We start from the raw sequence: 13,115 nt of genomic DNA on the forward strand, positions 1-13,115 counted from the left end.
GTTGGATCCTGTCTCGGGCGCGAGTCCGATCGAACATGCTCATTTACAGAACGTAAACTCCGCAGTTCTCTCCAGGATCCGCCTTGTCTGGTCGTCGCTCGCAGAGCTCTCTTGTTTTGAGGCAGAAGTTTTTCAGCAACCCGTGCCCGAGCGGCGCGGGTTCAGGAACAGAGGACCGGCGGTGGCCGGTCCGGACATAACGAACGACGAACATCCTCCCCGCCGGAGTCGGGGAGCCTTACTGGAGACACGCATGACCACCCATCAGGATCTGATCGATCGCGACCGCAAGGTGACCTTCCACGCCTCCACCCACCTGCGCGACTTCGCCCACGGCGATGCGCCGGGCCGCGTGATCACCGGTGGCAAGGGCATCCACATCGTCGACAAGGACGGCCGCGAGTTCATCGACGGCTTCGCCGGCCTGTACTGCGTCAATATCGGCTATGGCCGCACCGAGGTGGCCGAGGCCATCTACCAGCAGGCCCTCGAGATGTCCTACTACCACACCTATGTGGGGCACTCGAACGAGCCGCAGATCGCCCTGTCCGAGAAGATCCTCGAGCTGGCCGGCCCCGGCATGTCCAAGGTCTACTACGGCATGTCCGGCAGTGACGCCAACGAGACCCAGCTCAAGATCGTGCGCTACTACAACAACGTGCTCGGCCGTCCGCAGAAGAAGAAGGTCATCTCGCGCATGCGCGGCTACCATGGCTCCGGCATTGCCACCGGCTCGCTGACCGGCCTCAAGGCCTTCCACGACCAGTTCGACCTGCCGATGGACGGCATCCTGCACACCGAGGCGCCGTACTACTATCATCGCGCCGCCGAGCAGGAAGGCATGACCGAGCGCGAGTTCTCCAAGCACTGCGCGACCAGGCTCGAGGAAATGATCCTGGCCGAGGGGCCGGACACCGTGGCCGCCTTCATCGGCGAGCCGGTGCTCGGCACCGGTGGCATCGTGCCGCCGCCGGAAGGCTACTGGGACGAGATCCAGGCCGTGCTCGACAAGTACGATGTGCTGCTGATCGCCGACGAGGTGGTGTGCGGCTTCGGGCGCATCGGCGCCGACTTCGGCAGCCACCACTACGGCATCAAGCCGGACCTGATGACCACCGCCAAGGGCCTGACCAGCGCCTACCAGCCGCTCTCCGCGGTGATCGTCGGCGATCGCGTGTGGCAGGTGCTCGAGCAGGGCACCGGCGAATACGGCCCGATCGGCCACGGCTGGACCTACTCCGGCCACGCCCTGGGCTGTGCCGCCGGCCTGGCCAACCTGGCGATCATCGAGCGCGAAGGCCTGACTGCCAATGCCGCCGAGACCGGCGCCTACCTGCAGGAGCGCATGGCCGCGACCTTCGGCGATCATCCGATCGTCGGCCAGGCGCGCGGCGTCGGCATGCTGGCCTCGCTGGAGTTCTCCGCCGACCCGGAGAAGCGCGCCCACTTCGATCCGTCGCTCAAGGTCGCGCCGCGCATCGCCGCCGCCGCCATGGAGGAGAACCTGATCGCCCGTGCCATGCCGCAGGGCGACATCCTCGGCTTCGCGCCGCCGCTGGTCGCCACCCGTGACGAGGTCGACGAGATCATCGCCCGCACCGAGCGTGCGGTGAACAAGGTCACCGACGAGCTGACCCGCGAAGGCGTGCTGCAGACCGCCTGATCGTACTCGCCCTCCACGAACGCCGCGGCCTCGCCCGCGGCGTTTCTGGTTCCGGGCGCCGCACTCGCCCTTCGTCTCCTTGTGCCCGGCTCGATGCTGGCCCAGTCTTGGGAAGGTTTATCGTATGGAGGAAGACGCCCATGGCGACGCTACTGGCCTTCGATGTCTACGGCACCCTGATCGACACCCACGGGGTGGTCACCGAACTGGAGGAACGCCTCGACGATCCGTCGCGGGCGGCCGAGTTCTCGCGCCGCTGGCGCGACAAGCAGCTCGAGTACAGCTTCCGCCGCGGGCTGATGGGCGCCTATGTGGACTTCGCCCGCTGCACCCGCGAGGCGCTGGAGTACACCGACCGCGCGCTCCAGACCCGGCTCTTCGAGGCCGACAAGGATCATCTGATGGGCAGCTACGGCCAGTTGCCGGCCTTTCCCGAGGCCGAGCAGGCGCTGGCACGGCTGGCCAAGGCCGGCGTCAGCTGCGTGGCCTTCTCCAACGGCAGCCAGGAGGCGGTGACCCGGCTGCTCTCCGCGGCCGGGCTGCGCGACCGCTTCGAGGAGATCGTCAGCGTCGACGAGGTGAAGCGCTTCAAGCCCGACCCGGCGGTGTACTTCCACCTTCGCCAGCGCCTCGAGGCCGAGCCGGCCGACACCTGGCTGGTCTCCAGCAACCCCTTCGACGTGATCGGTGCGCGCCATGCCGGCCTCCATGCGGCCTGGGTGCGGCGCAATCCGGAGGCACCGTTCGACCCCTGGGGCATCGAGCCCGACATCACCGTGGCCGACCTGGAGGCGCTGGCCGACTATCTGGTGCCTGCGTCGTGACGTCGGCGCTCAGCCGCGAGGAGAGGGCTCGTCCTCATCGTCGGGCCGGTAGCGTTCGCCGGCCCGGTGCAGCAGCGAGAACTGGCGCTCGCAGGCCCGGCAGGCGCCGCACATCGTCAGATGCAGGCGCAGCGACAGCCGCTCGCGCCGGGTGAGCGGCCGGTCCTGCTTGAGCGACATCAGGCGCGTGGCCTGTTTGCACTTCATCATGGGGTATCCTCCTCAAGCCAGCCGCGCTCGATGCAGGCCCGCAGGCGCAGGCGGGCGCGGTGCAGCATCACCCAGCAGTTGTTTTCCTTGATGCCCACCGTCTGGCAGATGTCGTCGGTGGACAGCCCCATCAGCTCGCGCAGCGAGAACACCCGGGCCAGGTTGTCGGGCAGGCCGATCATGCAGGCGTCGAAGACCCGCCAGAAATGCTCGCTCTCGAAGGCCGCCTCCGGCTCGCCCCAGCCGCGTGGCCGGGCCTCGGGGTTCCAGTGCCCGTCGCGGTGGAACTGGCGTTCGATGGCGTCGTCGGTGTCGTCGTCCTCCAGCGGTGTCCAGCGCCCCTGGCGCTTCTGGACGCGCATGGCATCGAGGATCTTGTGCTTGAGGATGCCGAACACCCAGGTCTCGTAGCCGGATCGCTCGCCGAAGCTGTCGTCCTTCTCCAGCGCCGCGGCCAGGGCTTCCTGGACGGCGTCCTCGGCCTGGGTGCGGTCGCGCAGGTGCATCAGCGCGAAGGACACCAGTCGCGGGCGCACCGCGGCCAGGCGGCGCCGGCGATCCGCGCCGGGGCGTGGGCTATCGGAATGCTCGATCACGTCGTCTCCTCGTCGTCCGTGGCGTTCGCTCGCCATGTCTCCAGCCTGGTGCCCCGGGCCGTGAGCTCGATCACGCGTCCGCCGGCCGCCTCGGCGTCTTCCCGGTCGTGGGTCACCATCAGGGTCGGCAGGCCCCGCGCGCGAACGCGGGCGAACACCAGCCGGCGCATCTCGTCGCGTCGCGCCGCGTCGAGCCGCGAGAAGGGCTCGTCGAGCAGCATCGCCCGCGGCTCGGCCAGCAGCACCCGCATCAGCGCCACCCGGGCGCGCTGGCCGCCGGACAGCGTCTCCGGGTCGCGCTCGGCGAAGCCGGACAGCCCGATATCGGTCAGCGCCTCGTCCACCCGCCGGCGGCGTTCGGCCCGCTTGCCGCCGGCGGGCAGGCCGAAGGCCAGGTTGCCGCCCACGCTCAGGTGGGGGAACAGCAGCGGGTCCTGGAACAGCAGCCCCAGCCGGCGCCGCTCCGGCGGCGCGTCCGTCAGGTCGTCGTCGCCCAGCCGGACCCGCCCGGTGGCCGTGAAGGCCGGGGCCAGGAAGCCGGCGACCTGGGCCAGCAGGGTCGACTTGCCGACGCCCGAGGGGCCCATCAGGGTCAGCACCTCGCCGGGGGCAATGCGGGCGTCCACGGCCACCAGCGGGCGGCCGTTGCGTGTGATGACGACGTCGTCGAGGATCAGCGGGTTCGGCGCGGGCATGGCATCGCTCATGTCGAAGCAGTGGTGGATGAATGGGGCGTGACCCGGTGGCGAAACAGCCACCGCGGCAGGCCGGCAGCCAGGACGAAGCCCAGCGCCGGCAGCGCCAGCTGGCCCAGTGCGAAGACCGCGGTCAGGCGGCGGTCGCCGCCACTGGCCAGGCTCACCGCCTCGGTGGTCAGGGTCGCCAGCCGGCCGCCGCCGAGCAGCAGGGTCGGCAGGTACTGGCCGACGCTGACGGCGAAGCCCACCGCGGCGGCCACGGCGATCGGCGCCGCCAGCAGCGGCAGGCGAACCCGCCAGAACACGCGTGCCCTCGAGGCGCCGAGCGCGGCGGCGACCTGGCCCCAGCGTGGATCGAGCCGGCGATAGCTCTCGGCAAGCGTGAGGAAGACGTAGGGCAGCACGAACAGCGCGTGTCCCAGCGCCGCCGCCAGCCAGCCGGCGGCCAGCCCCAGCTGGGCCTGCCACTGCACCAGGCCGTAGAGGAAGGCCACCGGCGGCACCAGCAGCGGCAGGTAGAGGATCAGCTGCGTCCCCGGCGCCAGCGGTCGGCGACGCAGGGTCTCGGCCTCCAGGCAGCAGAGCACCAGCGTCAGCGCCAGCAGGGTCGAGGCGAGCCCCAGGCTCGCGGTGTCGGCGAGCGGTGCGCTGCCGGACGCGAGTCCCTGGCGCCAGGCGTCGAGCGTCATCGGCGAGGGCCAGGCGGCGGGGAAGGGCCACCAGGCGGCCAGCGACCACAGCGCCAGGCCCATGAGGCTCGCGCCCAGCAGCAGGATCGAGAGCGCGGTGGCCCCGGCGGCCAGCGCGCGCCCGAGCCGCTCGCCGCGGGCGCGTGTGCCGCCGATCAGCCAGCCGGCGGCGAGCCTCGCCACCAGCCGCTCGGCCAGCCACCAGGCCAGCAGCGACAGGGCGGTGACGCCGAGCTGCAGCAGGGCCGCGGCCGAGGCCTGGAAGCGCAGCGCCAGGTCAGGATCGTTCAGCCAGCGCACCACCGCCACGGCCAGCGTCGGCGGCGTCGAGGGGCCGAGGATGATCGCCACGTCCACGGTCGAGCCGGCGAAGGCGATCACCGCATAGAGCGGCAGACGGATCAGCGGATAGAGCCCCGGCAGCACCGCGCGCAAGAAGGCGTTGAGGCGCCCGTAGCCCAGCGATCGCGCGACTCGGAGGCGCTCCTCGGCGCGGCACTGGGGCAGGGCGGCGAGGCTCATCAGCAGCAGGAAGGGCACCTCCTTGAGCACCAGCCCGGCGATCAGCGCTAGCCCTGCCGGGTCGCCGGGAAACAGGTAGTCCGGCGGCTGCTGCCAGCCGCTCGCCCAGGGCGAGACCAGCCGGCTGGCGAGCCCCGAGGGGGCGAGCAGGAAGGCCAGGCCGATGGCCGCGGCGGCGTGGGGCACCGCCAGCAGCGGCGCCAGCAGGCGCTGCACCCAGCGCAAGGGGCGAGTGCCGAGGAAGGCGCCGAGAAACAGCGTCACGATGGCCAGCGCGATCAGGCTGCTGGCGAGCCCGGTGACCAGGCTCAGGCGCAGCATGTCGGCCAGGCCCGGGGCCTGCAGGAGGGCGCGCCAGGGCGCCAGCGTCAGGGTCTCGCCACCCAGCGCTGGCAGCCAGCCGAAGGCCGGCGCCACCACACCGACGAGCCCCGCCGCCACCGGCAGGCCCAGCAGCGCCAGGGTCAGGCCCGGGAAGGGGCGGATCGCCCGCTCGAACGGCGTCATCGCCCCCGGCCCCAGCGCGAGATCCGGGAGGCGTCTGCCGACTCAGCCGTCGCCATAGCGCGCCAGCCAGCCGGCCTCCAGGGCCTCCATCCAGCTGGGATGCGGTTCGGGCAGCAGCCGTCCCAGCGCCTCGGGCGGCAGCCGGGCGGGGGAGGCGTCGTCGACGTCGAAGGCCGCGCGCTGCTCGGGGGTGAGGGCGTCCATGTCGAGCACCGTGGGATCGCCCCAGACCGCGATGTCCTGCTTGCGGGCCTGGGCCTCGGGCGAGAGCAGGAAGTTGGCCAGCACCATGGCCCCGGCCTTGTGGGCGGCATTGAAGGGGATCGCCACGAAGTGCACGTTGCCCAGGGTGCCGCCGTCGAGCACGTAGCTGCGGGTACTCGGCGGCAGCCGATGGGCGGCCACCGCGGCGGCGGGCTCGGAGGGGTTGAAGGTGAAGGCCAGCGACAGTTCGCCGTCGCCCATCAGCCGCTTGAGTTCGGGGCCGCCGCTGGGGAAGTCGCGGCCCTCGCGCCACAGGTGCGGGTGCAGGGCGTCGAGAAAGTCCCACAGCGGGGCGGTCACCGCGGCCACGTCGTGGGCCGAGGCCGGCTCGGCCAGCACGCTCGGGTCCTCGGTCAGCGCGATCAGCCCCTGCTTGAGGAAGGTGGTGCCGAGGAAGTCCGGCACCAGCGGGTAGGTGAAGCGCCCGGGATGGGCACGGGCCCAGTCGAGCAGCGCGGCCATGCTGCCGGGCGGCGCCTGGACGCGCTCGGCGTCGACGTAGAAGGTCAGCTGGGCCTTGCCCCAAGGCGACTCATACCCCTCGGTGGGCAGGGTGAAGTCGGTGACGACCTCGGGGTTGGCCGCCGGGGTGGTCAGTTCGAAGTTCGGCAGCAACGAGGCGAAGGGGCCGTAGAGCAGCTCGTGGCGCTTCATGGCGGCGAAGTTCTCGCCGTTGATCCACACCAGGTCGATGGCGCCGTCGTCGACGTTGCCGGCCGACTTCTCGGCGATCACCCGCGATACCGCGGCGGCGGCGTCATCGACCTTGACGTGCACCACCTCCACGTCGAAGCGCTCGTCCACCCGCTCGGCGACCCAGTCGATATAGCGATTGATGGTGGCGTCGCCGCCCCAGGCGTTCCAGTACACGGTCTGTCCCCGGGCCTCGGCCTCGATAGCGGCCCAGCGCTCGGCCGACGGCGCGTCCTGGGCTCGGGCCGGAGGAGCGGTCAGCACGTCGGCGAACGACAGGGCCGCGCCCAGCAGCAGCGGCAGGAAAGGGAGCGAGCGTGTCGGCGAGCGGCGTGAGGGCATCGAGGCGTCCTTGGCGATGGAAAGAAATGATGAGAGTGGCGTGAGGCGGCTTCGGTTGTGTCGTGGCCGCGCCGTTTTCCTTACGGCGCCACCAGCATAGCGCGGCGAGGGCGTTGCCCTCTCGGGTCGATGGTAAACGCTGGGCCCTCGTCCGTGGTCACGGCGTCTACACTGATCGGCAGGCCCTAATGCGTTCCGACGCTATGGCCTGTACCCATACCGAGATCGAGGCGAGGTTGCCATGATGTCCCGGTCGTCCCTGCCGCATCGCGTGCTGTTCTGGTTCAGCCTGGCCTGCCTGCTGATGGGCGGGCTCGCCGCCTGGCACGCCGCGGCGCAGCAGCAGCGCGACACGGCGCTGGTGATGACGCTCGACGGCGCCATCGGCCCGGCCACTGGCGACTACTTCGTGCGCGGCCTGGACATCGCCGCCGAGCGCGAGGCGCGGCTGGTGGTGGTGCAGCTGGACACCCCCGGGGGGCTCGACGCCTCCATGCGCGACATGATCTCGGCGATGCTGTCCTCGGAGATTCCCGTGGTGTTCTACGTCTCGCCCGGCGGCGCCCGGGCGGCCAGCGCCGGCACCTACCTGCTCTATGCCAGCCACGTGGCGGCCATGGCGCCGGCCACCCATCTCGGCTCGGCCACGCCGGTGCAGATCGGCGGCGGGGGCGGGCTGCCCGGCATCGGCGAGCCGGAAGCGCCGGACGACGCCGATGCGCAGGATGCGGAGCCCACGTCCGGCGGCAAGGCGAAGTCGGCCGCCGCGACGGCGTCGTCGACCGAGGGCGACGAGGCAGTCGAGACCTCGGCCGGGGCGGGCGACGACACGGCGGCGGACGATGAGGAGGCCGTGCCCAAGCGCCGCGGCGAGACCGCCATGGAGCGCAAGGTGCTGGAGGACGCCGTGGCCTATATCCGCTCGCTGGCCGATCGCCACGGCCGCAACGCCGACTGGGCCGAGGACGCGGTGCGCGAGGCGGTCAATCTCACCGCCCGGGAGGCGCTGGAGCGGAACGTCATCGACGTGCTGGCCACGGACCTCGACGACCTCCTGGCCCAGATCGACGGCCGCGAGGTGGTGATGGAGGACGGCAGCATCACCCTTCGGACCGCCGACCTCGCCGTGGAGCGTTTCGATCCCGACTGGCGCACCCGGCTGCTGGAGGTGATCACCAACCCCAATGTGGCCTACTTCCTGATGATCATCGGCTTCTACGGCCTGATCTTCGAGCTCTCCAATCCCGGCAGCCTGGTGCCGGGGACCATCGGCATCATCTGCCTGCTGCTGGCGCTGTTTGCCTTCCAGGTGCTACCCGTTAACTATGCCGGCCTGGCGCTGATCCTGGTGGGGCTGGGGCTGATCGTCGGCGAGGCGCTGATGCCCAGCTTCGGCATCCTGGGCATCGGCGGCATCGTGGCCTTCGTGATCGGATCGGTGATGCTCATGGACGCGGATACCCTGAATATTTCCCTGCCGCTGATCGGCGGCATCGCCCTGGTGGCGGCGGGCCTGATGCTGTGGGTGCTGACCCGCTTCCTGGGCCTGCGCCGGCGCCCCCCGCGCACCGGTCAGGAGGAGCTGGTGGGCCTCGAGGCCGAGGCGCTGGAAGACTTCCAGGGCGAGGGTCACGTGCGCCTGCACGGCGAACGCTGGAACGCCCGCAGCGAGCAGGCGCTGCGCCGCGGACAGACGGTGCGGGTGATCGCCATCGACGGCCTCACAGTCGAGGTGGTGCCCCGCGAGGCATCGTCCTGACGTCCACAAATCGACCGCACCCTCTCTCGATCACTACCCAAGGAGAACCGACATGCTGATTTCCTATCTCGTGCCGCTGGTCCTGCTGCTGATGCTGATCGCGGCCTCGATCCGCATCCTGCCGGAGTACAAGCGTGGCGTGGTGTTCTTCCTGGGGCGCTTCCAGGCGGTGAAGGGCCCGGGCCTGTTCATCATCATCCCGGGCATCCAGAAGATGGAAGTGGTCGACCTGCGGGTGATCACCATGGACGTGCCCGAGCAGGACGTGATCTCACAGGACAACGTCACGGTGAAGGTCAACGCGGTGCTCTACTTCCGGGTGGTCGACCCGGAGAAGGCGATCATCCAGGTCGAGCACTTCGTCAGCGCCACCAGCCAGCTGGCCCAGACCACGCTGCGTTCGGTGCTCGGCAAGCATGACCTCGACGAGATGCTGTCCGAGCGCGACCGGCTCAACGACGACATCCAGGAGATCATCGACGCCTCGGCGGAGAGCTGGGGCATCAAGGTGGCCAACGTGGAGATCAAGCACGTCGACCTGGACGACAGCATGATCCGCGCCATCGCCCGCCAGGCCGAGGCGGAGCGTGAGCGGCGCGCCAAGGTGATCCACGCCGAGGGCGAGCTGCAGGCCTCGCAGAAGCTGCTCGAGGCCGCCAACGTCATGTCCGGCAACCCGACGTCGCTGCAGCTTCGCTACCTGCAGACCATGAGCGACATGAGCAACAAGAACGCCTCGACCATCGTGGTGCCGCTGCCCATCGACCTGGTGGAGGCCTTCAAGTCGATGACCGGCGCCGGCGCTGGCGGCAACGACAAGGGGAATCCGTGATGGCAGGTGGCATGAACCGCCATCGTGTCCCCGGTGCCCCTCGTCGATCCTCGGGTCTCGCCGGATGCAGCGATCCGGCGTGTCTGGTAGACTCCCGCGCTCCTGACGGGGTAGCCGGATCTGCCCGTTGTCTCGTCGATCCAACGCAAGGGAACCGACATACCGTGATGCCCTCTCGTTCCGGGCTGGCCACGCCGCCCTAGCCTTTCCCTCCCGAATTCGGGCCGCGATGACGTCGTCACGATGTCATCGCGGCCGGGCATCGTCTCGATGTCCTGGGCGCCCCGCGCCCGCCTTGCACCGTCAGCCTCTCTCCCGCAGCGCCACGATGCGTTCCATGTGCCTCGGCGCATGACCGGCGCCACGGCATCGGCCTTCTCGCGAGGCCGGGAAGGGCTGCGCACGACACGACCCTGACGCCTTCATGGCATCCACCTCCACCCTCGACTGGACCGCAGCATGACTCGATCCCTCAAGCAAGACTGGTTCTCCAACATCAAGGGCGATCTCCTGTCGGGCATCGTCGTCGCCCTGGCGCTGATTCCCGAGGCCATCGCCTTCTCGATCATCGCCGGCGTCGATCCCAAGATCGGCCTCTACGCTTCCTTCTCCATGGCGGTGATCATCGCCTTCGCCGGCGGCCGGCCGGGCATGATCTCGGCGGCCACCGGCGCCATGGCGCTGCTGATGGTCACGCTGGTCAAGGAGCACGGGCTCGAGTACCTGCTGGCCGCGACCCTGCTCACCGGCGCGCTGCAGATCGTCGCCGGCTACCTGCGCCTGGCCGACCTGATGCGCTTCGTCTCGCGCTCGGTGGTGACCGGCTTCGTCAACGCCCTGGCGATCCTGATCTTCATGGCGCAGCTGCCGGAGCTGACCAACGTCACCTGGCACGTGTATGCCATAACCTTGGTAGGGTTAGGCATCATCTATGGCGCCCCATGGCTAGGTAAGATTACCTTTCCCGGCGTCGGGGTTTACCTTTTAATTTTAGGCTTTGCGTTGGCGGTTGGTGGCTTTGATCCCCGCTGGGGCTATGGCGTAGCCATCGTTGGTCTCGCTTGTGCAAAGATATTTTCTCGCTGGGTGAATAACCTTGAGATTCCATCGCCTTTGTTGTGCATCGTTTTAATGACAGGCGTTGCCTCGGCTCTTGGCCTCGACATCAACACCGTGGGCGACATGGGCGAGCTGCCCGATACCCTGCCGGTGTTCCTGTGGCCGGACGTGCCGCTCAACCTCGAGACCCTGTCGATCATCTTCCCCTACGCCATCATGCTCACCGTGGTGGGCCTGCTGGAGTCGATGATGACCGCCACCATCGTCGACGACCTGACCGACACCGAGAGCGACAAGAACCGCGAGTGCAAGGGCCAGGGCATGGCCAACATCGGTACCGGCCTGCTCGGCGGCATGGCGGGCTGCGCGATGATCGGGCAGTCGGTGATCAACATCAAATCCGGCGGTCGCGGTCGTCTTTCCACCCTGTTCGCCGGCGTGATGCTGCTGATCATGGTGGTGTTCCTCGCCGACTGGGTGTCGCAGATTCCCATGGCGGCGCTGGTGGCGGTGATGATCATGGTCTCCATCGGCACCTTCAGCTGGACCTCGATCCGCGACCTCAAGCAGCACCCGATGTCCTCCAACCTGGTGATGCTGGCCACCGTGGCGGTCACCGTGGGCACCCACAACCTGGCCATGGGCGTGTTCGTCGGCGTGCTGCTGGCGGCGTTGTTCTTCGCCAACAAGGTCGGCAACATCCTCTACATCGGCGTCGAGGAGGCCGAGGCGGGTCGTCACCGGGTCTATCGGGTGGTGGGCCAGGTGTTTTTTGCCTCCTCCGAGCGCTTCGGCCGCGCCTTCGACTTCAAGGAGAGCGTGGAGAAGGTCACCATCGACCTGTCCCGGGCACACTTCTGGGACATCACCGCCGTGCAGGCGCTGGATCGGGTGGTGATCAAGTTCCGCCGCGAGGGCACCGAGGTCGAGCTGGTCGGCCTCAACGAGGCCAGCGCCACCATCGTCGATCGCTACGCCATCCATGACGATCCGGAAGCCGTCGAGAAGCTGATGGGCGGCCACTGAGTCGCGTCAGGCATTCGGCCGCACGGGCCGGCGCGACCGCCGGCCCGCCCCACCATGACAAGGAATGACGACATGTCACAGAAGGTCTACTGCATCGCCCAGTTCCAGCCCAAGCCCGGCCGCGAGGCGGCGGTGTTCGCCGCGCTGCAGGCGCTGGAGCCCAACGCCCATCGCGAGGACGGCTGCCTCCAGTACACGGTGACGCGCCACGTCGATCACCCCAACGCCCCGGGCACGAGCTACCCGATCGTGTTCCACGAGATCTGGGCCAGCCGCGAGGCCTTCGAGGCGCACTGCAACCGCCGTGAGATCCAGCACTTCTTCGCCACCCAGGTCGAGGCCGAGGACGGCGATGTGGCCGACGCCAACGTCTGCGTCTACACCGACGAGCCCCAGGACTTCGACGCGCCGAAGCGCTGAGCCCGCCTGCCGGGCGTCAGGCAGCGCCCGGCCCTATGCAGGTCGCCGCCGATGGGGTAGAACTCAGGGCAGCGACAACGACACACGCCGGCTTCAGGACAGACAGATGACAGAACAGGTGATGGCCGCCATCGACGGCTCGCAGTTTTCCGAGGGCGTCTGCGACTACGCCGCCTGGGCCAGTCAGGCGCTGGAGGCGCCGCTGACCTTCCTGCACGTGGTCGACAACCACCCCCAGACCGCCGAGGCGGATCTCTCCGGCAACATCGGGCTGGGCTCCCGCGAGCACCTGCTCGAGGAACTCTCTCAGCTCGATGAGCAGCGCGCCAAGGTGGCCCAGGAGCAGGGCCGGCTGATGCTCAAGGCGGCCCAGGAGCGCGCCGTCGAGGACGGCGTGGCGGAGCCCGGCAGCCGCCAGCGCAACGGCACCCTGGTCGAGACCCTCGCCGAGCTGGAGGACGAGATCCGCCTGCTGGTGGTGGGCAAGCGCGGCGGCAGCGCCCACCAGGACAGCGAGCACCTGGGCTCCAACCTCGAGCGGGTGGTGCGCGGCCAGCATCGCCCGATCCTGGTGGTGCCTCAGGCCTTCAAGCGCCCCGAGAAGGTGATGATCGCCTTCGACGGCAGCAATACCACCCGCAAGGGCGTCGAGCTGCTGGCGAAGAGCCCGCTGTTCGCCGGCATCGCCTGCCACGTGGTGATCGTCGGCGCCGAGACCGGCGACAACCGCTCCCAGCTCGACTGGGCGCTCGCCACCCTGCGCGAGGCCGGCCACGAGGCCGAGGGCGCGATCCGCGCCGGCGAGGTGGAGGAGACCCTGCGTGCCTACAAGGACGAGCACGACATCGACCTGGTGGTGATGGGGGCCTACGGCCATTCCCGCATCCGTCACCTGCTGGTGGGCAGCACCACCACCGCCATGCTGCGCCACGCCAGCGTGCCGGTGCTGCTGCTGCGCTGAGCCGCGTCATCGCGCTTCAGGGCCCCGCCATGGCGGGGCCTTTTCGTGTC

12 protein-coding genes are annotated in these 13,115 nt (G+C 69.4%); 7 read left to right on the forward strand and 5 right to left on the reverse strand.

Features of this window, described 5'->3' with window-relative positions; translation table 11 throughout:
* Positions 1 to 253 precede the first annotated feature (253 nt).
* The gene (locus QWG60_RS03480; RefSeq protein ID WP_046079282.1) at positions 254 to 1,663 is read left to right on the forward strand and encodes an aminotransferase; all 1,410 of its coding nucleotides are present in this window, start codon (positions 254 to 256) and stop codon (positions 1,661 to 1,663) included.
* A gap of 140 nt (positions 1,664 to 1,803) precedes the next feature.
* Entirely contained in the window at positions 1,804 to 2,487 is a 684-nt protein-coding gene (locus QWG60_RS03485; RefSeq protein ID WP_146907816.1) for a haloacid dehalogenase type II, read from the forward strand.
* Between the two features lie 9 nt (positions 2,488 to 2,496).
* On the opposite strand, the gene QWG60_RS03490 is transcribed toward QWG60_RS03485, so the two are convergent.
* The 5 genes from QWG60_RS03490 to QWG60_RS03510 are packed head-to-tail and all read right to left on the reverse strand — an operon-like array spanning position 2,497 to position 7,008.
* A complete protein-coding gene (locus tag QWG60_RS03490; RefSeq protein ID WP_046079280.1) occupies positions 2,497 to 2,697 on the reverse strand; it encodes a zf-HC2 domain-containing protein in 201 nt (66 codons plus the stop codon).
* On the reverse strand, positions 2,694 to 3,293 hold the full coding sequence (locus tag QWG60_RS03495; protein WP_046079279.1) for a sigma-70 family RNA polymerase sigma factor: 600 nt from the start codon (positions 3,291 to 3,293) through the stop codon (positions 2,694 to 2,696). Before QWG60_RS03495 ends, QWG60_RS03490 begins: the two co-directional genes overlap by 4 nt.
* On the reverse strand, positions 3,290 to 3,988 hold the full coding sequence (locus QWG60_RS03500; RefSeq protein WP_046079278.1) for an ATP-binding cassette domain-containing protein: 699 nt from the start codon (positions 3,986 to 3,988) through the stop codon (positions 3,290 to 3,292). The genes QWG60_RS03495 and QWG60_RS03500 overlap by 4 nt, the downstream gene beginning before the upstream one ends.
* Positions 3,989 to 3,996: 8 nt before the next feature.
* Positions 3,997 to 5,709 carry an ABC transporter permease gene (locus QWG60_RS03505; RefSeq protein ID WP_146907818.1) on the reverse strand — a complete coding sequence of 571 codons (1,713 nt, stop codon included), beginning with the start codon at positions 5,707 to 5,709 and terminating at the stop codon, positions 3,997 to 3,999.
* Positions 5,710 to 5,751: 42 nt separating this feature from the next.
* Positions 5,752 to 7,008, reverse strand: a complete 1,257-nt coding sequence (locus QWG60_RS03510; RefSeq protein ID WP_146907820.1) for an ABC transporter substrate-binding protein — start codon at positions 7,006 to 7,008, stop codon at positions 5,752 to 5,754.
* Between the two features lie 244 nt (positions 7,009 to 7,252).
* On the opposite strand from QWG60_RS03510, the gene QWG60_RS03515 reads away from it, so the two are divergent.
* From QWG60_RS03515 to QWG60_RS03535, 5 genes are all read left to right on the forward strand, one after another.
* Positions 7,253 to 8,767 (forward strand): NfeD family protein, encoded by a 1,515-nt coding sequence (locus QWG60_RS03515; protein WP_379825659.1) that lies wholly within the window; start codon positions 7,253 to 7,255, stop codon positions 8,765 to 8,767.
* 52 nt (positions 8,768 to 8,819) lie between these two features.
* The gene (locus QWG60_RS03520) at positions 8,820 to 9,599 is read left to right on the forward strand and encodes a slipin family protein (protein ID WP_146907824.1); all 780 of its coding nucleotides are present in this window, start codon (positions 8,820 to 8,822) and stop codon (positions 9,597 to 9,599) included.
* 459 nt (positions 9,600 to 10,058) lie between these two features.
* Complete coding sequence (locus tag QWG60_RS03525) at positions 10,059 to 11,684, forward strand: SulP family inorganic anion transporter (protein WP_146907826.1); 1,626 nt, start codon at positions 10,059 to 10,061, stop codon at positions 11,682 to 11,684.
* Positions 11,685 to 11,756: 72 nt separating this feature from the next.
* A complete protein-coding gene (locus QWG60_RS03530) occupies positions 11,757 to 12,104 on the forward strand; it encodes a putative quinol monooxygenase (protein ID WP_035596534.1) in 348 nt (115 codons plus the stop codon).
* 106 nt (positions 12,105 to 12,210) lie between these two features.
* Positions 12,211 to 13,065 (forward strand): universal stress protein, encoded by an 855-nt coding sequence (locus QWG60_RS03535; RefSeq protein ID WP_046079274.1) that lies wholly within the window; start codon positions 12,211 to 12,213, stop codon positions 13,063 to 13,065.
* Positions 13,066 to 13,115: the final 50 nt, after the last annotated feature.

It is taken from the genome of Halomonas halophila (assembly GCF_030406665.1).
Classification (GTDB): Bacteria; Pseudomonadota; Gammaproteobacteria; order Pseudomonadales; family Halomonadaceae; genus Halomonas; species Halomonas halophila.